At 58.2% G+C, this 21,545-nt stretch carries 20 protein-coding genes; 7 read left to right on the plus strand and 13 right to left on the minus strand.

Annotation, left to right across the window (positions count from 1 at the left end; translation table 11 throughout):
• Nucleotides 1-25 precede the first annotated feature (25 nt).
• Entirely contained in the window at nucleotides 26-1,114 is a 1,089-nt protein-coding gene (locus QDT79_RS14170) for a malate/lactate/ureidoglycolate dehydrogenase (RefSeq protein ID WP_308317185.1), read from the plus strand.
• A gap of 76 nt (nucleotides 1,115-1,190) precedes the next feature.
• On the opposite strand, the gene QDT79_RS14175 is transcribed toward QDT79_RS14170, so the two are convergent.
• From QDT79_RS14175 to phoP, 5 genes are all read right to left on the minus strand, one after another.
• Entirely contained in the window at nucleotides 1,191-2,942 is a 1,752-nt protein-coding gene (locus tag QDT79_RS14175; protein WP_308316637.1) for an ATP-binding cassette domain-containing protein, read from the minus strand.
• A gap of 223 nt (nucleotides 2,943-3,165) precedes the next feature.
• Nucleotides 3,166-3,957: a Fic family protein gene (locus QDT79_RS14180; protein WP_063989603.1), complete on the minus strand. Its 792-nt coding sequence runs from the start codon at nucleotides 3,955-3,957 to the stop codon at nucleotides 3,166-3,168.
• A gap of 187 nt (nucleotides 3,958-4,144) precedes the next feature.
• On the minus strand, nucleotides 4,145-5,266 hold the full coding sequence (locus tag QDT79_RS14185; RefSeq protein ID WP_033638200.1) for a ribosomal protein uL16 3-hydroxylase: 1,122 nt from the start codon (nucleotides 5,264-5,266) through the stop codon (nucleotides 4,145-4,147).
• 84 nt (nucleotides 5,267-5,350) lie between these two features.
• Nucleotides 5,351-6,808, minus strand: a complete 1,458-nt coding sequence (gene phoQ / locus QDT79_RS14190; RefSeq protein WP_063990334.1) for a two-component system sensor histidine kinase PhoQ — start codon at nucleotides 6,806-6,808, stop codon at nucleotides 5,351-5,353.
• Nucleotides 6,809-6,813: 5 nt separating this feature from the next.
• Nucleotides 6,814-7,485 carry a two-component system response regulator PhoP gene (gene phoP, locus QDT79_RS14195; RefSeq protein ID WP_025302513.1) on the minus strand — a complete coding sequence of 224 codons (672 nt, stop codon included), beginning with the start codon at nucleotides 7,483-7,485 and terminating at the stop codon, nucleotides 6,814-6,816.
• A gap of 378 nt (nucleotides 7,486-7,863) precedes the next feature.
• Here phoP and QDT79_RS14200 point away from each other — a divergent pair, with 378 nt between their 5' ends.
• A complete protein-coding gene (locus QDT79_RS14200; RefSeq protein WP_308316638.1) occupies nucleotides 7,864-8,883 on the plus strand; it encodes an ADP-ribosylglycohydrolase family protein in 1,020 nt (339 codons plus the stop codon).
• A 21-nt stretch (nucleotides 8,884-8,904) separates the two neighbouring features.
• Here the strand turns inward: QDT79_RS14200 and QDT79_RS14205 are convergent, their stop codons facing one another.
• Nucleotides 8,905-9,669: a GntR family transcriptional regulator gene (locus QDT79_RS14205; protein ID WP_130017935.1), complete on the minus strand. Its 765-nt coding sequence runs from the start codon at nucleotides 9,667-9,669 to the stop codon at nucleotides 8,905-8,907.
• Nucleotides 9,670-9,808: 139 nt separating this feature from the next.
• On the opposite strand from QDT79_RS14205, the gene pdxR reads away from it, so the two are divergent.
• The 3 genes from pdxR to QDT79_RS14220 all read left to right on the plus strand — a co-directional run bounded on the left by pdxR (nucleotide 9,809) and on the right by QDT79_RS14220 (nucleotide 12,612).
• The gene (gene pdxR, locus QDT79_RS14210) at nucleotides 9,809-11,323 is read left to right on the plus strand and encodes a MocR-like pyridoxine biosynthesis transcription factor PdxR (RefSeq protein WP_308316639.1); all 1,515 of its coding nucleotides are present in this window, start codon (nucleotides 9,809-9,811) and stop codon (nucleotides 11,321-11,323) included.
• A 115-nt stretch (nucleotides 11,324-11,438) separates the two neighbouring features.
• Nucleotides 11,439-11,891, plus strand: a complete 453-nt coding sequence (locus tag QDT79_RS14215; RefSeq protein WP_063989607.1) for a GNAT family N-acetyltransferase — start codon at nucleotides 11,439-11,441, stop codon at nucleotides 11,889-11,891.
• Between the two features lie 16 nt (nucleotides 11,892-11,907).
• Complete coding sequence (locus QDT79_RS14220) at nucleotides 11,908-12,612, plus strand: GNAT family N-acetyltransferase (protein WP_107226923.1); 705 nt, start codon at nucleotides 11,908-11,910, stop codon at nucleotides 12,610-12,612.
• Nucleotides 12,613-12,660: 48 nt separating this feature from the next.
• On the opposite strand, the gene purB is transcribed toward QDT79_RS14220, so the two are convergent.
• Both purB and hflD read right to left on the minus strand, forming a co-directional pair.
• Nucleotides 12,661-14,031 (minus strand): adenylosuccinate lyase, encoded by a 1,371-nt coding sequence (gene purB, locus QDT79_RS14225; RefSeq protein ID WP_063989609.1) that lies wholly within the window; start codon nucleotides 14,029-14,031, stop codon nucleotides 12,661-12,663.
• Nucleotides 14,032-14,053: 22 nt separating this feature from the next.
• Entirely contained in the window at nucleotides 14,054-14,680 is a 627-nt protein-coding gene (gene hflD, locus QDT79_RS14230; protein WP_063989610.1) for a high frequency lysogenization protein HflD, read from the minus strand.
• Nucleotides 14,681-15,011: 331 nt separating this feature from the next.
• Here hflD and kup point away from each other — a divergent pair, with 331 nt between their 5' ends.
• Nucleotides 15,012-16,880 (plus strand): low affinity potassium transporter Kup, encoded by a 1,869-nt coding sequence (gene kup / locus QDT79_RS14235; RefSeq protein WP_308316640.1) that lies wholly within the window; start codon nucleotides 15,012-15,014, stop codon nucleotides 16,878-16,880.
• Between the two features lie 51 nt (nucleotides 16,881-16,931).
• Here the strand turns inward: kup and mnmA are convergent, their stop codons facing one another.
• The 4 genes from mnmA to rluE all read right to left on the minus strand — a co-directional run bounded on the left by mnmA (nucleotide 16,932) and on the right by rluE (nucleotide 19,582).
• On the minus strand, nucleotides 16,932-18,032 hold the full coding sequence (gene mnmA / locus QDT79_RS14240) for a tRNA 2-thiouridine(34) synthase MnmA (RefSeq protein WP_060440158.1): 1,101 nt from the start codon (nucleotides 18,030-18,032) through the stop codon (nucleotides 16,932-16,934).
• A gap of 106 nt (nucleotides 18,033-18,138) precedes the next feature.
• Nucleotides 18,139-18,585 carry an NUDIX hydrolase gene (locus tag QDT79_RS14245; protein ID WP_308316641.1) on the minus strand — a complete coding sequence of 149 codons (447 nt, stop codon included), beginning with the start codon at nucleotides 18,583-18,585 and terminating at the stop codon, nucleotides 18,139-18,141.
• Nucleotides 18,586-18,594: 9 nt separating this feature from the next.
• On the minus strand, nucleotides 18,595-18,933 hold the full coding sequence (locus tag QDT79_RS14250; RefSeq protein ID WP_107226921.1) for a lysozyme inhibitor LprI family protein: 339 nt from the start codon (nucleotides 18,931-18,933) through the stop codon (nucleotides 18,595-18,597).
• A 22-nt stretch (nucleotides 18,934-18,955) separates the two neighbouring features.
• The gene (rluE, locus tag QDT79_RS14255; protein WP_308316642.1) at nucleotides 18,956-19,582 is read right to left on the minus strand and encodes a 23S rRNA pseudouridine(2457) synthase RluE; all 627 of its coding nucleotides are present in this window, start codon (nucleotides 19,580-19,582) and stop codon (nucleotides 18,956-18,958) included.
• Between the two features lie 131 nt (nucleotides 19,583-19,713).
• Between rluE and icd the strand changes: the two genes are divergently transcribed.
• Nucleotides 19,714-20,967 (plus strand): NADP-dependent isocitrate dehydrogenase, encoded by a 1,254-nt coding sequence (icd, locus tag QDT79_RS14260; protein ID WP_015377612.1) that lies wholly within the window; start codon nucleotides 19,714-19,716, stop codon nucleotides 20,965-20,967.
• A gap of 84 nt (nucleotides 20,968-21,051) precedes the next feature.
• On the opposite strand, the gene uspF is transcribed toward icd, so the two are convergent.
• Nucleotides 21,052-21,507 (minus strand): universal stress protein UspF, encoded by a 456-nt coding sequence (gene uspF, locus QDT79_RS14265; RefSeq protein WP_049202743.1) that lies wholly within the window; start codon nucleotides 21,505-21,507, stop codon nucleotides 21,052-21,054.
• Nucleotides 21,508-21,545: the final 38 nt, after the last annotated feature.

Below are 21,545 nucleotides of genomic sequence, written 5' to 3' on the forward strand. Positions count from 1 at the left end.
ATTCCCCACGCATAAGGACCGCATGATGAGCACCGAATACCGTATCGCCAGCCCGCATTTGGCGCAGTTCGTTCAGGCGATTTGGCGCCAGGCCGGCAGCACGGCGCGTGAAGCCGAGCTGGTGGCCGATCATCTGGTGCAGGCCAATCTGGCCGGGCACGACTCGCACGGCGTCGGCATGATCCCCAGCTACATGGCGTCGTTGGCGCAGGGGCAATTGCAGCTCAATCAGCATGCCGAGGTGGTGCGCGACGCCGGCGCAGTGCTGACGCTCGACGGCGCACGCGGCTTCGGTCAGGTGGTGGCCAGCGAAGCGATGGCGCTGGGCGTTGAACGCGCCGGCAAGCTGGGCCTGGCGGCGGTGGCGCTGCACAACGCGCACCATATCGGCCGCATCGGCCATTGGGCGGAACAGTGCGCCCGCGCCGGTTTCATTTCGATTCACTTCGTCAATGTGGTGGGCGATCCGATGGTGGCGCCGTTCGGCGGCAGCGATCGTCGCTTCGGCACCAACCCGTTCTGCGCCATTTTCCCGCGGCCGGGCCGCACGCCGCTGCTGTTGGATTTTGCCACCAGCGGTATCGCCTTCGGCAAAACTCGGGTGGCCTATAACAAAGGGCTGTCGGTGGCGCCGGGCTATCTGATCGACGAACACGGGCAGCCAACTGCCGAACCGAAGGTGATGCATGAAGCGCCGTTCGGTTCGCTGCTGCCGTTCGGCTTGCACAAAGGCTATGCGCTGGCGGCGATGTGCGAGATCCTCGGCGGCGCGCTCTCCGGCGGCCGCACCACCCACGACGCCACGTTGAAAGCCGACAGCGACGCCATCTTCAATTGCATGACGACCCTGATCCTCGATCCTCAGGCGTTCGACGCCCCGCAAATGCAGGCCGAGGCCGAAGCGTTTATCGGCTGGGTGAAAGCGTCGCCGCCGAGCGGCGAACAGCCGATCGCCGTCCCGGGAGAGTGGGAAGACGCCAACCGCGCGGCGCGGCTGGAGCAGGGCATCCCGATCGATGCCACTACCTGGCAGCAGATTGGCTTGGCGGCGGAGCAGGCGGGCATGGCGGCGGGGGAACTGGCGGATTACCGCGCACAGGCGCGCCAGGGATAAAAACTTTATGATTGGTACATTGGATGACGAGCCTGGTTACGCTACTGATGCTGTCGGAGTGTTGGTATTGATTCTTTCAGACAGCGGCGTCCAATGTATTTTTATGCAGAATGGATTGAATATAGATGTTTCTATCAGCCAATGAGGACAGCTCCCCCCTATCTGCAACGCCTTGTTGATCCAGCACGATGATTTCATCTGAGTAATCGAAGGTGGAACGTCGATGGCTGATATTAATCACGATAGAAGATGGATAAGCGGCTTTGATGTTTCCCAGTACCTCTCTTTCATTAATGATATCAAGAGATGAAGTCACTTCATCCAAAATGATAATTTTAGGTTGACGTAAAAACAGTCGAGCCAAAGATAATCGCTGGCGCTGCCCTCCGGATAATGTCATGCCATTGTCGCCAATTCTGAGATCCAATAACGAGGTTGAATTATTAAGTGGAAGGTCATTGAGTTGTGCGTGTTTCAAAGCCATAAGGAGTTTTTCATCAGAGGCATCTGGGCACGCAATTTTCAGGTTAAATCGGAGTGTATCCATAAATATATAGTCATTTTGAGCGACGTGGAAAATTATTTCAGCGCGCTGTTTAATTGAGAGTGCATTTATTTCACTGCTGTTTAAATATATCCTTCCCGCATCAGGTTCCAGTTCACCTGAAATCAATTTTGCTAACGTGCTTTTTCCTGCTCCGCTAGGTCCCGTTAAAGTGAAAAAGCCAGCGTGCGAGAATTCAATGTTCATATTTTTAATGGCATATTTCCCGTTTTTATCATATGAATATTGCACATCTCTTAGCGTGATCGAAACTGCCGTGTCTTGTAAATCGGCGGTGTGAGAGTTTTGAGTTGTCGGCGGCTTGATTGATGTAATAAATGTATATAAAGATGCTGTGGACTTTTGCATCGCCGTATACATGGAGCCGATGTTCTCTAAGGGAGTCGCCAATAACATGATGTAAGAGGCTATCATGACAAAGTGACCTAAGGTAATCCCCTTGCTTATAACCAAATAAAGAGAAAGTAAAAACGATGAGCCGAAGAAAAAGATACTTAGTAATGCTTCAATAAGTAAGAGTTTGAAATCTGTTTTGAGTAATGCCTCATGTTTATCTTCAATCTTGTTAAGGAGTGTTTTGTACCTGTTAAATAAAAAATCATATGTATTGCAAACTCTGGCAGCCTCCATGTTCTTAACGCTGTCAGTGATGATGCTGTATTTTTTTACCGAGGTAGAGTAAAAGTCAGAGTAAAGTTCAGAGATTTTTTTGTTGAATTTTTTCTTAGTGTGAAGGTAAAGGGTAAAATAAATTAAGAATAGTGATGATACGAGGTAGTCTCCGGATAATAAAATAATTGTAATGCTGAATCCTAGCTGGAATAGAGGGGGGAGTAGGTTGTGTGAGATATTTCTCAGTAAAATTGTCAATTCATCTATAGCCTGATTTAAACGTTGGGTGATATCTCCCGTGTTTTCATGGCTATTTACTTCTTTCAAATTGAAAAGGCTTTTAAAATAATTATCAGTCATGTTGATCACGACATTATTACGTAGCGATGTGATTAATATGAAATTTAATGCTGAAGAGAGCTTTCGCATGCTCATAATGGCGATATAACTGATAGCAAGGGTAATGATGGAAAGAGATAAACTGAATTCTTTTTCCTCAATGGCATTGATTAGGTAAGCCATAATTACCGGTTGCACAGAAAATAAAAATGTGGCGATCACCGAGATTAAAATCAAAGTGTAAAATTGACGTTTTACTGTGTAACTTGATGACTTGTTGAAAAATCTCAATAAAAATAGTATTTTTTCCATCTTTTTACCTTTAATCTTCTTTACAGTATGATGCGGGCCCACACCATACTCTTGAAAATTATTTGATAAACAAATTCTATTTCATGCCAAGCTCAGCTATCGCTGCGTACTGATTTTATCGACCTGAGTATCGGTCATGGTGGTTGTCTTGATTAACAGAATGTCTTTTTCAGTTAACATACATACTCCATTGTCATTAAATTAGCTAAGTAGCATGCAATGTTTACTGCATGCTAGTTAACTCACTCGTTGCAGAACCGTAAAGCAGGTGGATGCAATTACAATAAAACTTAATAATGTTGTCCCATTCGGAAAATAAAAAGGCTTCGCGTAAGCTAAGTACATAACCACTTCGTGCAAAATGACAAAGCTCAGTAAGAGGGAGGTAGCTAAGCGGCTTTATTTGTAGCATGAGATTAAAAAGGATTCTGGCGGCGCGTCCATTCCCATCTTGCAGAGGGTGGATATGCATAAACATGACTGCGAAAATGATAGCATGAAGTAATTTGTTTTCATCGCTATTTCCCTTTGCGTACTCTCGCAGGTTGGAGAGTGATTCGCTTAATAGTGAAATATCAATGAATTCAGTGTAGCTTCCATCCTTATCGGGGACAGTTCTTATATTTGCTTTTCTAACGGGGATCGACCGTCTCGTTATTTCACTTCCTATTTTTTCAATGAATTGGATAAATGATAGATTATTGTTAACGATGTCGGAAAGCGTGGGGTAAAACTGATGATAGAAGATGGCTTCGTTCTGGCTTGTTGAGTTTTCGCTGGGAAATATGTCGAGATCCACATAGGCGCTTAAGCGATGCTGTAATGGTTGGATCCTTTTATCCTCAATTACCTGGTTTGCATTTTCCAGTAATTGCCTGTATTCAAAGGATGTATTCTGAATCAATATTTGTGTTCTGTCTAAAAGTAAGCGTATATCCGTATGAAAATGATTAACTTTGGGGTAGTCCATACGTAGTAATTTAATGACCTTTCCTTGTATTACGTAATTTTCCATTTTTCATCGTCCATGAAATTTCGTTAATGTATTAAAAAGGTAGTTCAATATTATTTCGTTTCAGTTTCACAACTATTAATATTTTGTTTCCATGTGTCGAAGTGTTGCCAACTTTTTACACCCCAAAGAAAAGGCCCGCATAAGCGGGCCGGTATATATGTTCAACAGGAGCCACGGTCCCGAGAACTCAGTCGTTAAAATACCAATACCCGCTGTTGACCAGCGCGGTCAGCAGCGCCAGGAACGACGGGTCGTCCACCGCGTCGCCGAGCAGGGCGGCGTCGACGCTGAAGTTCTGGCACAGGGCGTCTGCGGCCTGCAGCTGGTCGGTGTCGATCAGCTCGCCGTTGACGAAGCAGCGATCGCCGACGCGCAGCACGCGCAACCCGCCCAGGCGCTGCAGCGCTTCACCCTGTTGCAGCAGCTCGTAGATTTCCCCGGCCTGATACGGCGGTTCCGGCGGCGCCAGATCCAGCTCGTGGCGCGACTGGGAGATAAACTCGCCGAACCAGTGCTGGAAGTGTTCCGGCTGTTGCACCAGATCCAGCATCATCTGCCGTAAGGCGTCCACTTCCTGCGGCAGGATCTCCGCCGGGTGTTCGCGCAGTTTAACGTCCGGATCGCCGTAGCGCTTGCTGCCCAGCTCGCGCGCCAGCACGTAATCGGCGAAGCCGCTCACCAGCTCGCGGCCGTTCGGTGCGCGGAAGCCCACCGAATAATTGAGCGCGTTTTCCAGCGCGTAGCCTTCGTGCGGGAAGCCCGGCGGAATGTAGAGAATGTCGCCCGGCTCCATCTCTTCGTCGATGATGGCGTCGAACGGCTCTACCTGCAGCAGATCCGGATGCGGGCAGTGTTGTTTCAGCGGCGTTTTTTCCCCGACGCGCCAGCGGCGGCGGCCGGTACCCTGAATGATGAACACGTCGTACTGATCGAGGTGCGGGCCGACGCCGCCGCCCGGTACCGAGAAGGAGATCATCAGGTCATCCATCCGCCAGTCCGGCAGTTGGCGGAATGGGCGCATCAGCGCCGCGGAAGGCTCATGCCAGTGGTCCACCGCCTGCACCAGCAGCGACCAGTTGTTTTCGCTCAGGTGATCGAAGCTCTCGAAGGGGCCGTGCGCAACTTGCCAACGGCCGTCCTGGTGGCTGACCAGGCGGCTGTCCACTTCATTTTCCATCGCCAGCCCGGCCAGCTCATCCGGGGAGATCGGATCGATAAAGTTTTTGAAGCCGCGCTTGAGAATCACCGGACGCTTTTGCCAATAACGTTGCAAAAAATCGTTCCAGTCCAGGTCTAATTGATAATCCATGTTCTATTCCAGGAGAGAGGAGTGAGCCTGTGTGCGATTATAACGGAAGTTTGGCCCCGTGGATCGGGGCCGAAGAGGCATAATTTACTCGTTGTGGTGGGTGTCGTGCTGACGGGCAAAGGTCACCTGCATGCGCGCGCCGCCGAGCGGGCTGTCGCTGATGACGATTTCGCCGTCGTACTGCTCGATGATCTCTGCTGCCACCGACAGGCCGAGGCCCTGGCCAGGGCGCAGGGTATCCACCCGCTGGCCGCGCTGGAAGATCAGCTGGCGCTTGCTTTCCGGGATCCCCGGGCCGTCGTCGTCGATGACGATGGTGAGGTTTTTCTCGGAGTGCAGCGAGGTGATTTCCACGAACTCCAGGCAGTATTTGCAGGCGTTTTCCAACACGTTGCCCATCACTTCCATAAAGTCGTTCTTCTCGCCCATAAAGGTCACTTCCGGCGAGATGTCCAGCGTGATCGCCACCCCTTTGCGCTGGTAAACCTTGTTCAGTGCCACCACCAGGCTGTCGAGCAGCGCCGGCACCGAGTGGATCTCGCGCGTCAACACCGTCTGGCCGGAGTTGATGCTGGCCCGGTGCAGGTAGTAACCGATCTGCTGCGAGATGCGGCCGATCTGATCCAGCATGATCGGCTCGGCTTCTTCGATGGTGGTCTGTTTGCCGCTGCGCAGCGAGCGCAGGGTGCTTTGCAGCACCGCCAGCGGCGTTTTCAGGCTGTGGGTCAGATCCGACAGCGTGGTGCGATACTTGGTGTAGCGCTGGCGTTCGTTGCGCACCAGAATGTTCAGATTGCGCACCAGCCCGCGCAGCTCGCTGGGCGGGTTCTCATCCAGCTGATCGCGCTCGCCGTTCTCCAGCTCGCCCACCTGATTGACCAGCGCCTTGATCGGCCGCAGGCTCCAGTAGGCCGCCAGCCACAGCAGCGGCACCACCAGCAGCAGGTTGGCCAACAGCACGTAGCTGAACCACTCCCACACCACGTCGGATCGCTGCAGCTCCTGCGGAATGCTGTCGACCACCACGATGGTCAGCGCCGGCAGGCGAGGCGTGGCGGCATAGGTGTTGACCGCCACCGAGTGAGTCAGCGCGTTCTGATCGGTATCGTCATAATTCTTCAGCTGATCCTGCGCTTTGGGGTTGTCCCCCAGCACTTCGCTACTGATGCGGGTATCGGTATCAATTTCGTAAAAGCCGGCCTCTTCCAGCCATTCCTTGTTGATCAGCTTCTCCAGCTCCGGCACTTTGCGCTGGCTCCACAGCAGGTTGCCTTTATCGTCATAGATAAACACCAGCGTGGGGAAGTTGAGATCGATATCGGGGGGAATGGCAATGGTGAGCTTGTTGTCTTTCCACTGCGCCAGGCTGAAGAACAGGTTGCTCTCGCCGCGCAGCAGGCGGAAGGCGGTCTTGTCGAAGCTGACGATGTAGCCGACGACCGCCACCAAACCGTAAGAGAGCGACAGCGCCAGGATCACCCCGGCGGTCGCCATCAGGAAGCGTGCACGTAGCGAAAACGGTTTTTTATTCTTGTTGAACATCATGTTCACTTCGCGTCAAAACGGTAGCCCTGGCCACGTACCGTGGTAATCACTTCATGGGGGTATTCCGCCTGCACTTTTTTACGCAAGCGGCCCATCAGCACGTCGATGGTATGGCTTTCACGCAGTTCGGCGTCCGGGTAAAGCTGCAGCATCAACGAATCCTTGCTCACCACCTTGCCGGCGTTGCGGATCAGGGTTTCGATGATCGTGTATTCAAAAGCGGTCAGCTTGATTTGCCGATCGTTAACGCTCAGTTCGCGGCGCGACAGATCGATCTGGAACGGCGGCAGCACGATCACCTGCGAAGCCAGGCCGCTGTTGCGGCGCATCAGCGCCTGCATGCGGGCGATCACTTCTTCCAGGTGGAACGGCTTGGTGACATAGTCGTCGGCGCCGGCTTCCAGCACCGCCACTTTGTCCTGCCAGCTTTCGCGGGCGGTCAGCACCAGGATCGGCAGCTTGGTCTGGTGCGCGCGCCAGCGGCGGATCAGGCTCAGGCCGTCTTCACCCGGCAGGCCGAGATCGACGATGGCGATATCCGGCGCGTGTTCCTGCAGGAAGTAATCGGCTTCCTTGGCGTCTTCGGCCGCGTCGACCTGATGGCCCATCTCGCGCATCTGAACGGAAAGGTGGTGGCGCAGCAAACCATTATCTTCAACAACCAGTACTCGCATGGCGAACTCCTGTGACTGTGCGGGTGAACGTCCTGTCACCCACGCGATAAAAGGGAACACGCTCTGCGGCGTGTCAGGGGATAACGCGGCCACCTGAACCATTTTGACAAAAAGTGCTGAGGCTATGGTAGGTATAACCCGCTCGGCCCGCAAGAGAGCCGAAGCAATGTATTAAAATAAGCGTTATCAATTTGTTCGCCGACATTATCGACAAGTTCTGATAAACGTCGGATAAACAGCGGCGGGGCAACGTTAAACGCAACTTAAACGCGCCGGGCATTGCCGAGAAAGGAAAGTGTGAACCGGGGCGCTTGATAAGCTTTAAAGGTACTAATAAGGTATTATTGAGGCATCGGCATATTTTCTCAGGAGCGACGGATGAAGCAGTTAACCCAGGCAGAACGCATAGCGGGCGCACTTTACGGACAGATGCTGGGCGACGCGCTCGGCATGCCTTCCGAGCTGTGGCCGCGCGAGCGGGTTAAGCGCCATTTCGGCTGGATAGACGGCTTTCTCGATGGGCCGGCGGAGAACACCGCCGCCTGTTACTTCAAGGCCGGGCAATATACCGACGATACCGCGATGGCGTTGGCGCTGGCCGATGCGCTGCGGGAAGCGGAAGGCGAGGTGGTGCCGGAACTGATTGCCCGCAACGTGATCCGCTGGGTGGACAGTTTTGACGCCTTCAACAAGAACATTCTCGGCCCCAGTTCCAAACTGGCGCTGAGCGAGCAGAAAGCGGGCACGCCGATCGCCGAGTTGGAAAACAACGGCATCACCAATGGTGCGGCGATGCGCATTTCGCCTTTGGGCTGCGTGCTGCCGTCCGCGCCGCTGGAGGATTTCTGCCAGCAGGTGTGGCTGGCCTGCAGCCCGACGCACAAATCCGACATCGCCGTTGCCGGTGCAGTGGCGATCGCCTGGGCCATTGCGCGGGCGGTGGAGGGGGCGGACTGGGCCTCGATTCGCCTGGCATTGCCGGGGGTGGCGGAGTATGCCCAGCGCCGGCAGGAGACGACGTTCAGCCCCTCGCTGGCGGCGCGTATCGAACTGGCGTTTCAGGTGGTGGATGAAGCCACCGACACCGAGCAGGCCTCCGAACGGGTGTATCAGCTGATCGGCGCCGGGGTGAGCACCATCGAGTCGGTGCCGGCGGCGCTGGCGATGGTGCAGCTGGCGCAAACCGACCCTACCCGGTGCGCCGTGCTGTGCGCCAACCTGGGCGGCGACACCGACACCATCGGCGCGATGGCCACCGCGATTTGCGGCGCGCTGCGCGGCGCAGAAGCGATCGAACCCGGATTGCTGCCGGCGTTAAAACGGGTGAATCCGCTGGATATCGAGGCTTACGTTCAGGCGTTCGCGCGTTTTCGCCGCCGCCGGCAGGGCGAGGCTTGAGCGGCCGCGTGACGCAACGGGTCAACTTTCGCTGGTAAATTCGTACATGTCGCTGCGGCAGAAGCTTTCGCTGTATTCGATCGGCTTTTTATGGTGGTCGAACAGCGTCTGGCGCACGATCAGCAGCGGCATTGGCTCCGAGAGCCGCAGCGCCTGGCGGATATCGTCGTCGGCCATCGCCGCGCTGACCTGGCTGCGCAGCGATCCCATCTCGACCTTATTGCGCCGGAAGTAGTCGTACAGCGAAATGCCGATCTCGTCGACGTTGGCAATTGCCGTCACCACCACGTAGGACACCGCCACCGACATTGGCCGCCGATCGATCAAGTGAATGCGTTTGAGTTGGTAGATCGGCGTTCCGGCCGCCAGCTGGAGCTTTTCAGCCAGTTCAGCGCCGGCGGGCATCCGTTCGCGGCTGATCCACTGCGTGTCCGGTCGGCGCCCTTGCTGTATCACCTCACGCGAGAATCCTTTGACGTCCGCCAATGAATAGAACAGCTTCGGCTCGGGCCGTTGCGGTTGAATAAAGGTGCCGTAGCCGCGCGAACGGCCGATGATGCCGTCCTGCTCGAGGCAGGCCAGCGCTTTGCGCACCGTGATGCGCGAGATGCCGAGCCGTTCGGTGAACAGGCGCTCGCTGGGCAAAAAATCCCCCGCATTCAGCAATCCTTGATCGATAGCCTGGCGCACTGAGGCGTTGAAGCGCAAATACAGCGGCATCGCGCCCGCGCTGGCCAGATCCTGCTGCAGTTTGTCCAGCAGACGCTGGTTGGTCTCCTTGCTCATAGCCGACGGAAGTCCTGTAGCCGCAATGCGATGGCTTATTTAAGGGGATTTCGCCGGGCAGCGCAACTGCCACCGCCGCTGGAAGGAAATGAGGTAGAGTAGTGCGTCGGTACCCTGAATCAGGAGACACAAATTCCCCATGAGCGACACCCCACGACACGCGGACGATGCAGCTATCCTGGCCGCCTTCGCGCAGCAGCGGCGGCAAGGTCTGACCCGACGTTCGGCGCTGCATCAGGCTCTGTTGCAACTGATTGCCGCCGGAGAACTGGCCTGGCGGACGAAGCTGCCGCCGAGCCGTGTGTTGGCGGCCCGGCTGACGGTGGCGCGCGACACGGTGGAACAGACCTACGCGCGGCTGGAAGCGGAGGGGTTCATCAGCCGAACGGTGGGGCGCGGCAGCTTTGTGCGTTATCGCAGTGACACGCTGCTCGGCCGCGAACTGCTGGCGACGGCGACGGGGCAAGAGGCGCGGCTGGCGGAGCCTGAGCTGAGCGATCGCGGCCGGGCGCTGCTGGCAGTCAGCCATACGCCGCACACTTGTCGCCAGGCTTCGCTGACGCCTTCGCTGGCAGACCTGCGGGCGTTCCCCATCGAGCAATGGCTGCAGCAGGAAAAGCAGGCGCTGCGGCGGCACGGCGAGCGGTTGTTGGGGTATGCCGATCCGCAAGGGCTGCCGGAGCTGCGTGCGGAGATCGCGCACTATCTGCAGCGGGAGCGGGGCGTCAAGGCGACGGCGGAACAGGTGATCGTGGTGACCAGCTCTCAGCAAGCGTTGGCGCTGTGTACGCAGGTGCTGTTCGATCCCGGCGATGCGGTGTTCGTCGAAGAACCGGGTTATCAGGGGGCGAAAAAACTGGTGCAGTCGGCGGGTCTGCAGGCGTGGCCGATCGGCATCGACGAGCAGGGACTGGACGTCGGGCAGTTGATGCAGGCCTCGGGCGGTGGACGGGGCGTTTATATCACGCCGTCCCATCACTATCCGCTGGGGTATTCGCTGAGTCTCGATCGGCGGCTGGCGTTGTTGCAGTGGGCGCAGCGGCAACGAGCCTGGATCATCGAAGACGACTACGACGCCGAGTTCAACTACGACCGGCAAACCAAGGCGGCGCTGCAGGGGTTGGACGGCGGTGGGCGTACGCTGTACATCGGCACCTTCAGCAAGACGCTGTTTCCGGGGCTGCGCATCGGCTTCATGATTGCGCCGCCGCAGCTGGTGCGGCCGTTGGTCGCCGCCAGGCAGTTTCAGGACGGCTACACGTCGGCGCTGGCGCAGATGACGCTGTTCCATTTCCTGCACGAGGGCGGCTACGCCGAGCATCTGCGCAATATGCGCACGCTGTACAAGGCGCGGCTGGACGCGTTGTACGACGCGGTGCATCGTCACCTGGCAGCCTGGACGCGTCCGGCGTTGCCGCAGGGCGGGCTGCAGCTGGTTTGCCCGTTGGCGGATGCGGCGACGGAGCGGCGGCTGGTGGCGGCGGCGGCCGAACGGGGGATACGGCTGTACGGCCTGGCGGACTTCTACACCGGTACGCCGCAGCGCGGGGCGTTGGTGCTCGGCTTCTCGGCCTATACGCCGGATGAGATCGTGCGCTTTATCACTGCGTTGGCGCAGGTGTTCAGCGCGCTGCCGGCGGCAAGCGACGGTTAAAATTGGTCTGCTCTGCGTTTTGAATTGGTCCGTATTGCGCCGCCGCTGCGCGGTGTATTCTGCCGCTATCCGATTATTTCCCTAATGGAAATAATATCTTACTCCGTGAGGCGCTATGAACCCATCCAACCCTGAAGTGACTATCCGCAGAATCAATGGCGACGACAAAGCGCAATGGCTGGCGCTGTGGCAGGGCTATCTCGATTTTTACCGCGCCGACGTGGCGCCGCAGGTGACCGATCGCACCTTCGAACGCCTGGGGCAGGATGAACAGGTGTACGGGCTGGTGGCGGAGGATGCCGAGGGACGGCTGCTGGGGCTGATGAACCTGGTGTTCCACCCGTCCACCTGGAGCGCGGTCGGCTATTGTTATATCGAAGATCTCTATGTGTCGCCGCAGGCGCGCGGCCACAAGGTGTCGGAAAAGCTGTTCGAACAGGCGTACCGATTGGCAGAGACGCGCGGCAGCGATCGGGTCTACTGGATGACCCAGGAGTACAACGCGCCGGCGCGCTCGCTGTACGACAAAATCGGCAGAAGAAGCTCGTTTATCGTTTATTCCCGTTAATCGCAGGAGGGCGTTTATGGCAATGAATCGTTATGGTCAGCCGGTCGGGGAACCGATGCCGGATTGGCAGCCGGCTCGCCGCCCGGGCGGCGCGACGCTCGGCGGGCGTTTCTGCTCGTTGGCGCCGCTCGAGCCGCAGCGGGATTACGCCGCGCTGTTCGAGGCGTTTCAACTGGCGCCGGACGGCCGCGACTGGACCTATCTGTCTATTGAACGGCCCGATACGCCGGCGGCGATGTTGCAACATCTGGAGACGCTGCAGGCCAACCCGGCGCTGGTCAATCTGACGGTGTTCGACGCCGCCAGCGACGCGCCGGTGGGCACGGTGGCGCTGATGCGCATCGACGAGGCCAACGGCGTGCTGGAGATCGGCCACGTCAGCTGGTCGCCGTTGATGAAACAGCGCTCCAGCGCCACCGAAGCCATCGCGCTGCTGCTGCGCTATGCCTTCGACACGCTGGGCTACCGCCGCTGCGAGTGGAAGTGCGACAGCCATAACGCGCCGTCCCGCCAGGCCGCGCTGCGCTTTGGCTTTCGCTACGAGGGCAACTTCCGCTTTGCGGTGATCGTCAAGGGGCGCAGCCGGGATACCGACTGGTTCGCCATCACCGCCGATCGCTGGCCGGCGGTGCGGCAGGCGCTGGCGCGCTGGCTGAGCGAGGATAACTTCGATGCACAGGGGCAGCAGATAGCCCGGCTGCAGGTGTTGCGCGGCGAATGATAAGCAAAAAGGCGGCCCGCGGGCCGCCTTTTTATCGGGCTAAAGCGCTTACTTCAGCTCGTCGACCATGGTGGTGGCGCGGCCGATGTAGTTGGCCGGGGTCATCGCCTTCAGACGGGTTTTCTCTTCTTCCGGCAGCGCCAGGCCATCGATGAATGCCTGCATGCCGGCGGCGTCCACGCGCTTGCCGCGGGTCAGCTCTTTCAGCTTCTCGTAAGGCTTCTCGATGCCGTATCGGCGCATCACGGTCTGGATCGGCTCGGCCAGCACTTCCCAGTTGTGATCCAGTTCGTCCAGCAGGTGCGCCTGGTTCACTTCCAGCTTGCTGATGCCTTTCAGGGTGGCCTGATAGGCGATCAGCGCGTAGCCCAGGCCTACGCCCAGGTTACGCAGCACGGTGGAATCGGTCAGGTCGCGCTGCCAGCGGGACACCGGCAGTTTGCCCGCCAGGTGGCCCAGCACGGCGTTGGCCAGGCCCAGGTTGCCTTCGGAGTTTTCGAAGTCGATCGGGTTGACCTTGTGCGGCATGGTGGAAGAACCGATTTCGCCGGCGATGGTCTTCTGCTTGAAGTGGTTCAGGGCGATGTAGCCCCAGATGTCGCGGTCGAAGTCGATCAGGATGGTGTTGAAGCGCGCTACGCAGTCGAACAGCTCGGCGATGTAGTCATGCGGCTCGATCTGGGTGGTGTACGGGTTCCAGGTGATGCCGAGCGAGGTCACGAACGCCTCGCTGAACTGGTGCCAGTCCACTTCCGGGTAAGCGACGATGTGGGCGTTGTAGTTGCCGACCGCACCGTTGATTTTACCCATGATCTCCACGCGCTCCAGCTGGCGGTACTGGCGTTCCATGCGGTAAGCCACGTTGGCGAACTCTTTGCCGACGGTCGACGGGGTCGCCGGCTGGCCGTGGGTGCGCGACAGCAGCGGAATATCGCGGTATTCCAGCGCCAGCCTTTTCAGCGCGTCGATGATCTTGCGCCAGTAAGGCAATACCACGTCCTGACGGGCGCTTTGCAGCATCAGCGCGTGCGACAGGTTGTTGATGTCTTCGGAGGTGCAGGCAAAGTGGATGAACTCGGACACCGCGTGCAGCGCAGGCACCGCCGCCACTTTTTCCTTCAGGAAATACTCGACCGCTTTCACGTCGTGGTTGGTGGTGCGCTCGATGGTTTTGATGCGCTGAGCGTCTTCTTCATTGAATTCCGCGACGATTTTGTCGAGGAAAGCGTTTGCGTCGGCGTCAAAAGCGGGAACTTCCTTGATTTCTGCGCAGGCCGCCAGTTTTTGCAGCCAACGTACTTCAACCTGTACGCGGAATTTCAGCAGACCGTATTCGCTGAAAATGGGGCGCAGTGCGCTGACTTTATCACCGTAGCGTCCATCAACGGGGGAAACGGCGGTCAGTGAGGATAATTCCATCGGTAGCAACTCCTGGGATCGATTAACAATGAGCAACGATATTTTGCGCCTGTTTGAACAGACGATTACGGGAAAACATTAACTGCAGGCGGCTGCCACCGACCTGTTGCCACAGCACGGCGGCGCGAATGCCGGCCAACAGCGTGGCGCGAACCTTGGCCTGCACCTGCGGGTTCTGCAAGATAGCCGGCGAGCCGGTCACCTGGATGCGCGGCCCGAGCGGGCTGACCACGTCGACGTAAATGCCGGCCAGCGCGCTGATGATGGTGTCCGACTCAAGATCGAAGTGCGCCAGCTGGCGTTCGAGCTGGCTGAGGCGTTCACCGAGCGTGTTCATCGCCTGTTTGTTGGCGTTGAGCTTGCGCTCCAGCACCATCAGGCTGATGGTGTAGCGGGTCAGTTCCGCGCCCGGCCCTTTGTTGTTGGCGTTAAGCACGCCCATCAGGGTTTCGAGGCCGACCAGCAAGTTGCGTTCTTCACCGCCGAACACCGCCAACGTGGAGGGCGGATCCATCTGCAGCAGGCTTTTCAGCGAGGTCTGAAAGGCTTCGCGGTGGCATTGCCCTTCATGGGCCAACTGCTGAACCAAACGCGCTGCCTGGCTGATACCCGCCATGGCCAGCGTGATGTCATAATAATTCTTCGCCACGATTACTCCTGTAAACGCTGTGAACGGTACATGGCTTACTGCATAAGGTTGTGTGTATCGCAGGGGTAACGGCGGCGGCCGCGAACGTTAACGAACGGGCGTGGCTGTAACAACGATGACAACGAATGCCGCGGATCATGCCACAAAATCGAGGGTAAACCCAGCGTCTAATACGCCCGTGACGAGGCGGAGGCGCCGTGCGGCGCAGAACTGTGCAAATAGGCGGCGAAAATCGCCGGCGTGGCGACGCGAACTTATTGTTGCGGCGGCAAATAAAGTGCGGCGGCTGCATCTATACTGCCAACGTGAGCCCTCAAATAAAGATCTTAATATGCACGTAAAAAACAAGCAGCCGCTGCCGACGGTGACGCTGGCGGCCATCGGCGTAGTGTACGGCGATATTGGCACCAGCCCGCTGTATACCCTGCGCGAATGCCTGACGGCGGAGGAAGGCATCACTCTGACGCCGGCCTCGATTTACGGCTTTTTGTCGCTGATTTTCTGGCTGCTGACGCTGGTGGTGTCCATTAAGTACATTTGTTTTGTGATGCGTGCCGACAACGACGGCGAGGGAGGGATCCTGACGCTGATGTCGCTGGCGATCCGCAAGCTGGATGCGCGCTGGGTGCCGGCAGCGGTGCTGATCGGGCTGGTGGGCGGCAGCTTCTTTTTCGGCGACGGGGTGATCACCCCGGCCATTTCGGTGCTCTCGGCCATCGAGGGGCTGCAGATTATCGCCCCAGAGCTGGACAGCTTTATCGTACCGCTGTCGCTGTTGGTGCTGACCGCGCTGTTTGCGATCCAAAAACGCGGCACCGGCAGCGTCGGTAAACTGTTCGCCCCGGCGATGGTTATCTGGTTTCTGACGCTCGCGCTGCTGGGTATCGGCGGGATTCTGCATCATCCCGGCGTGCTGCGGGCGCTGAACCCTTACTGGGCGGTGAATTTCTTCTTCGAATACAAGGCAGTGTCGTTTTTTGCGCTGGGCATGGTGGTACTGTCGGTCACCGGCGCCGAAGCGTTGTACGCCGATATGGGCCACTTCGGTAAAAAACCGATCCGTCTGGCGTGGTTTACGCTGGTGGCGCCGGCGCTGGTGCTGAACTATTTCGGCCAGGGGGCGCTGCTGCTGGCCAATCCGGCGGCGATCAACAACCCGTTCTTCCTGCTGGCGCCGACCTGGGCGCTGATCCCGCTGCTGGTGATCGCCACGCTGGCGACGGTGATCGCCTCGCAGGCGGTGATCTCGGGCGTGTTCTCGCTGACGCGGCAGGCGGTGCGGCTGGGCTACCTGCCGCCGATGCGCATCATCTATACCTCCGATCAGGAGTCCGGGCAGATCTACATTCCGGTAGTGAACTGGCTGCTGTTCGCGGCGGTGCTGATCGTGATTATCAGTTTCAAACATTCCAGTAACCTGGCCTCGGCTTACGGCATCGTGGTGACCGGCACCATGCTGCTGTCGTCGATTTTGCTGAGCATCGTGGCGGTCAAAAACTGGGGCTGGCCGCGCGCGCTGGGCGGACTGATGCTGGTTGTCATGCTGTGCATCGACGTACCGCTGTTCGGCGCCAACCTGATCAAGCTGGCGACCGGCGGCTGGCTGCCGGTGGCGCTTGGGCTGACCATTCTGCTGATCATGTTGACCTGGAAGACCGAGCGTTCGCGCCTGATCCGCCGGCTGCGCGACAATCAGGAAGGGCTGAGCGCGCTGATCGAGTCGCTGGAGAAGGCGCCGCCGAAGCGGGTGCCGGGCACCGCGGTATTTATGGAGCGCACGCCGCACGCGGTGCCGCTGGTGCTGCTGCACAACCTGAAGCACAACAAGGTGTTGCATGAGCGCGTGGTGTTGCTGACCATCGTCACCACCGACATGCCGTACGTGCACAACGTGCAGCGGGTGGCGATCGAACAACTGTCGGCGAGCTTTTGGCGGGTGGTGGCGAGCTATGGCTGGCGTGAGACGCCCAACGTGACGGACATCCTTTACCGCTGCGGCCTGGAAGGGATGAGCTTCACCATGAACGAGACCTCGTTCTTCATGTCGCGCGATACGCTGGTGCTGGGCAAGCGGCCCTGGTATCTGCGCGTGCGCGGCAAGGTGTTCCAACTGTTGCAGCGCAATGCGCTGCGCGCGCCGGACCTGTTCGAAATCCCGCCGAATCGCGTCATTGAACTGGGTGCGCAGGTGGAATTTTGAATAAAAAAAACGCTGCGATAAACGCAGCGTTTTTCTTGGGTGGCAGGCGAATTACGCCAGGCGCTGTTCGATGATGCCGCCACCGAGGCAGATTTCGCCCTGATAGAACACCGCCGACTGGCCGGGGGTGACGGCAGAGACCGGCTCGTCGAAACGCACTTCGATGCGTTCGTCGTCGAGCGGGGTCACGGTGCAAGGGATGTCTTGCTGGCGATAGCGGGTCTTCACCGTGCAGCGGAACGGGCCGCTCAGCGGCAGGCGATCCACCCAGTGCAACTGCTGCGCGATAAGGCCGACGGACATCAGGCGCGGGTGATCGTGCCCCTGCGCGACGACCAGCACGTTGTTGGCCACGTCTTTATCCACCACGTACCACGGATCTTCGCTGCTGTCTTTCATGCCGCCGATGCCCAGCCCTTTACGCTGGCCCAGGGTGTGATACATCAGGCCCTGGTGTTCGCCGACGGTCTGGCCGTCGACGCTGACGATCGGGCCCGGCTGCGCCGGCAGGTAACGGCCGAGGAAGTCGCGGAACTTGCGCTCGCCGATAAAACAGATGCCGGTGGAGTCTTTCTTCTTGGCGGTGACCAGCTCCAGCTGCTCGGCGATGCGGCGCACCTCCGGCTTCTCCAGCTCCCCGACCGGGAACAGGCTCTGCGCCACCTGCTCGTGGCTCAGGGTGTAGAGGAAGTAGCTCTGATCTTTGTTGCCGTCGACGCCGCGCAGCAGGCGGCTCTTGCCGTCCACGTCCTGGCGGCGCACGTAGTGGCCGGTGGCGATAAAATCGGCCCCCAGATCTTCGGCAGCGAACTCCAGGAAGGCTTTGAATTTGATCTCTTTATTGCACAGGATGTCCGGGTTCGGCGTGCGGCCGGCCTTGTACTCTTCCAGGAACAGCTCAAACACGTTGTCCCAGTATTCCGCCGCAAAGTTCACCGTGTGCAGTTCGATGCCCAGCTTGTCGCAGACCGCTTGCGCATCGGCCAGATCGGTCGCGGCGGAGCAGTACTCTTCGTCGTCGTCTTCTTCCCAGTTCTTCATGAACAGCCCAGCGACCTGATAGCCCTGTTGCTGTAACAGATAGGCGGTAACGGAAGAGTCGACGCCGCCGGACATACCGACGATTACTTTTTTCTGGCTGTTGTCTGACATGGGGATCTCACGAACTTGAACACGAACCGTGCTGATAAAAACAAGCGCAGGATTTTACCACGTTGGCCGCGCCGGCGCACTGTTCATCTTGTGCTGCCCGGCGCCCTTAAAACGGCCAGGCGAAGCTGCCGACCAGCGACAGCGGGTAGCGCTCCGGCTGCTGGTAGCTGCGAATGCTCTCCGCCACCAGCGCGGAACGCAGGTTGGGCGCCTGCAAAATCTCGTCGGCGCTCAGCCACAGGCAGCGATCGATGTCGCTGTCCTGCGGCTCGGTCGGCAGCGGCTGTTCCAACTCGATAACGAAGCAAAAACGCAGGAACGGCGTGTGATCCGGCGCGATCCACTGGTGCAGGCGCAGGAACGCCTGCGGCGTGGCGCGGATGCCGGTCTCTTCCCACAGCTCGCGCTCGGCGGCCTGCACCAGCGTCTCGTCGGCCTCCAGATGGCCGGCCGGCTGGTTCCACAGCGCTTTGCCGTTGATGGTCTCTTCGACAATTAAAAATTTGTCGGCGGCGTGCACCACGCAGGCCACGGTGACGTGCGGTTTGAACATGCGCTCTCCTTACAACGGTTTGTCGATGCGCCGGTAGATGTCGTCCAGCTCGGCGATGCGGGTGCGGTAGCTTTGCAGCAGGCAGGCGGTATCCCCGCCGCACCGCTGGCGTTTTGTCAGCCAGTCCTGTTGGCTGTCCTGCATCGCGCCGCGCGCGCCCATGGCGAACAGGCCGCGCAGGAATTGGTATTTTGTGGCCATTTGCACGTCCAGATCGTTCAGCGTGCGGTTGGCGCAGATGGCGCGCTCATCGCGGCTTGCCGCCTTGGCGCAGTCGAAGCTGGCGGCCTGGGCGGCGAGCGGGGCCGCCAGTGCGGTGAACAGCAGCGCGGTCAGTGTGTTCTTCATGGCGCCTCCATCAGTTATCGGTCTACAGGGAATCGATGATTTCCCATTCACCGGGTTGCAGTGAACCCAGCGAAAGATTACCCATACTGTAGCGAATCAGGCGCAGGGTAGGGAACCCGATATGCGCCGTCATGCGACGCACCTGGCGGTTTCGCCCTTCATACAGGGTGATTTTCAGCCAGTGGGTGGGAATGGATTTACGTTCGCGGATCGGCGGGTTGCGCGGCCACAGCCACTGCGGCTCGGCCACCAACTCCACCCCGGCGGGCAGCGTGGGGCCGTCTTTCAGCGTGACGCCGCTGCGCAATGGCGCCAGATCGCTCTCCTGCGGCGCGCCCTCGACCTGCACATAATAGATTTTGCCGGTGCGCTTGCCCGGCTGGGTGAGCTGCGCCTGCAGCTGGCCGTCGTTGGTCAGCACCAGCAGCCCCTCGCTGTCGCGATCCAGGCGCCCGGCGGCGTAAACGTCGGGGAAGGGGATGTACTCTTTCAGCGTGGCGCGGCCGGCTTCGTCGGTGAACTGCGGCAACACGTCGAAGGGCTTGTTGAATAACACAATTCGGCGCGGCCCTTTCGGCGCGGCGGGTTTGGCGGCATTCGGCTTGCTGAATCGTTTAACGTTGTGATTTCTAACAGAGAATTTTTTCATAACAGTTGAGATTACGGATGATAAGCGCATTATAACCGAATCCGTTTCGGATTGGCGCGGACCGAATATTCAAGTAGTATCTACACGCATCTTACAAAGCATTAACAAAATTGCGCTTGAAGGAGAGGTTGATGGAAAGCAAAGTAGTTGTTCCGGCAGAAGGTAAAAAAATCACGGTTGACGCCCAGGGTAAACTGGTTGTTCCTCATAACCCGATCATCCCGTTCATCGAAGGCGACGGCATTGGCGTTGACGTGACTCCTGCCATGATCCACGTGGTTGATGCAGCCGTTAAAAAGGCTTACCACGGCGAACGTAAAATCTCCTGGATGGAAATCTACACCGGCGAAAAATCTACCCACGTTTACGGTAAAGACGTGTGGCTGCCGGACGAAACTCTGGACCTGATCCGCGACTACCGCGTCGCCATCAAAGGCCCCCTGACCACCCCGGTCGGCGGCGGCATCCGTTCTCTGAACGTGGCCCTGCGCCAGCAGCTGGATCTGTACGTGTGCCTGCGCCCGGTGCGTTACTACCAGGGCACCCCAAGCCCGGTGAAACAGCCTGAGCTGACCGACATGGTGATCTTCCGCGAAAACGCCGAAGACATCTACGCCGGCATCGAGTGGAAAGCCGGCTCCGCCGAAGCGGACAAAGTGATCAAATTCCTGCGCGACGAAATGGGCGTGAAGAAAATCCGCTTCCCAGAGCAGTGCGGTATCGGCGTGAAGCCATGCTCCGAAGAAGGGACCAAGCGTCTGGTGCGTGCGGCGATCGAATACGCCATCACCAACGACCGTGACTCCGTGACCCTGGTTCACAAAGGCAACATCATGAAGTTCACCGAAGGTGCCTTCAAGGATTGGGGCTATGAGCTGGCGCGTGAAGAGTTCGGCGGCGAGCTGATCGACGGCGGCCCATGGCTGAAGATCAAGAACCCGAACACCGGCAAAGAGATCGTGGTTAAAGACGTGATCGCCGACGCCTTCCTGCAGCAGATCCTGCTGCGCCCGGCGGAATACGACGTGATCGCCTGTATGAACCTGAATGGCGACTACATCTCCGACGCCCTGGCGGCCCAGGTAGGCGGTATCGGCATCGCGCCGGGCGCCAACATCGGCTCCGACTGCGCGCTGTTCGAAGCGACTCACGGCACCGCGCCGAAGTACGCCGGCCAGGACAAAGTGAACCCAGGTTCCATCATTCTGTCCGCAGAGATGATGCTGCGCCACATGGGCTGGTTCGAAGCGGCTGATCTGATCGTTAAAGGCATGGAAGGCGCCATCGCTGCCAAGACCGTGACCTATGACTTCGAACGCCTGATGGAAGGCGCTAAACTGCTGAAATGTTCAGAGTTTGGCGACGCTATCGTTAAACACATGTAAGGGTGTTTGGCGTTTGAATGAGAACGGGAGCCTTAGGGCTCCCGTTTTTTTATTGTTCAAATATGAGTGAGGTATCGGACAGGCTCACCGAGCGGCGTTAGCCGATTCACGCACGACCAGCACCGGGCAATTGGCGTGGCGGACGACGGCGGTGGCATTGGAGCCGAGGAGATAAGTGATCGCAGAAGGGCGGTTGGAACCCATCACAATAATCTCCGCGTTAAGCGCATCAGCGAGTTCCAGGATCTGATCTTTAGGATCGCCGACGGCAACGTGCGTGGTCACTCTATCTTCAGGCACGCTGAATTCTTTTGCCGCTTTTGCCAGCCCCTCGGTCGCTAGCGCAATGGTTTCGTCTTTGGTTTCTATCGCCGCTGTGGCGGCAAAGCCGAAAGCGGCGTAGGTGGCGCGCGATGGGATCACCGCCAGGAAATGGACGTGGGAGTCTTCGAGCCTGGCGAGCGCGTTGACATGCGGGATGACCTGCTGTGTTAATTCCGGCTCGGTAATATCCACGGGAACCAAGATAGTTTTATACATACTCCCTCCTTATCATTAATCAAAAAACTCCACTTTTT

This window comes from Serratia marcescens (assembly GCF_029846115.1).
Classification (GTDB): Bacteria; Pseudomonadota; Gammaproteobacteria; order Enterobacterales; family Enterobacteriaceae; genus Serratia; species Serratia marcescens_L.

Excerpts from the sequence above, each read along its gene's own strand:
- QDT79_RS14205 (WP_130017935.1), bottom strand. The coding sequence starts at position 9,669 with ATGAGCAAGGAGACCAACCAGCGTCTGCTGGACAAACTGCAGCAGGAT.
- QDT79_RS14220 (WP_107226923.1), top strand. The coding sequence starts at position 11,908 with ATGGCAATGAATCGTTATGGTCAGCCGGTCGGGGAACCGATGCCGGAT.
- icd (WP_015377612.1), top strand. The coding sequence starts at position 19,714 with ATGGAAAGCAAAGTAGTTGTTCCGGCAGAAGGTAAAAAAATCACGGTT.
- QDT79_RS14170 (WP_308317185.1), top strand. The coding sequence starts at position 26 with ATGAGCACCGAATACCGTATCGCCAGCCCGCATTTGGCGCAGTTCGTT.
- phoP (WP_025302513.1), bottom strand. The coding sequence starts at position 7,485 with ATGCGAGTACTGGTTGTTGAAGATAATGGTTTGCTGCGCCACCACCTT.
- kup (WP_308316640.1), top strand. The coding sequence starts at position 15,012 with ATGCACGTAAAAAACAAGCAGCCGCTGCCGACGGTGACGCTGGCGGCC.
- purB (WP_063989609.1), bottom strand. The coding sequence starts at position 14,031 with ATGGAATTATCCTCACTGACCGCCGTTTCCCCCGTTGATGGACGCTAC.
- QDT79_RS14250 (WP_107226921.1), bottom strand. The coding sequence starts at position 18,933 with ATGAAGAACACACTGACCGCGCTGCTGTTCACCGCACTGGCGGCCCCG.
- phoQ (WP_063990334.1), bottom strand. The coding sequence starts at position 6,808 with ATGTTCAACAAGAATAAAAAACCGTTTTCGCTACGTGCACGCTTCCTG.
- QDT79_RS14245 (WP_308316641.1), bottom strand. The coding sequence starts at position 18,585 with ATGTTCAAACCGCACGTCACCGTGGCCTGCGTGGTGCACGCCGCCGAC.
- uspF (WP_049202743.1), bottom strand. The coding sequence starts at position 21,507 with ATGTATAAAACTATCTTGGTTCCCGTGGATATTACCGAGCCGGAATTA.
- QDT79_RS14175 (WP_308316637.1), bottom strand. The coding sequence starts at position 2,942 with ATGGAAAAAATACTATTTTTATTGAGATTTTTCAACAAGTCATCAAGT.
- pdxR (WP_308316639.1), top strand. The coding sequence starts at position 9,809 with ATGAGCGACACCCCACGACACGCGGACGATGCAGCTATCCTGGCCGCC.
- QDT79_RS14200 (WP_308316638.1), top strand. The coding sequence starts at position 7,864 with ATGAAGCAGTTAACCCAGGCAGAACGCATAGCGGGCGCACTTTACGGA.
- QDT79_RS14185 (WP_033638200.1), bottom strand. The coding sequence starts at position 5,266 with ATGGATTATCAATTAGACCTGGACTGGAACGATTTTTTGCAACGTTAT.
- QDT79_RS14215 (WP_063989607.1), top strand. The coding sequence starts at position 11,439 with ATGAACCCATCCAACCCTGAAGTGACTATCCGCAGAATCAATGGCGAC.
- rluE (WP_308316642.1), bottom strand. The coding sequence starts at position 19,582 with ATGAAAAAATTCTCTGTTAGAAATCACAACGTTAAACGATTCAGCAAG.
- QDT79_RS14180 (WP_063989603.1), bottom strand. The coding sequence starts at position 3,957 with ATGGAAAATTACGTAATACAAGGAAAGGTCATTAAATTACTACGTATG.
- mnmA (WP_060440158.1), bottom strand. The coding sequence starts at position 18,032 with ATGTCAGACAACAGCCAGAAAAAAGTAATCGTCGGTATGTCCGGCGGC.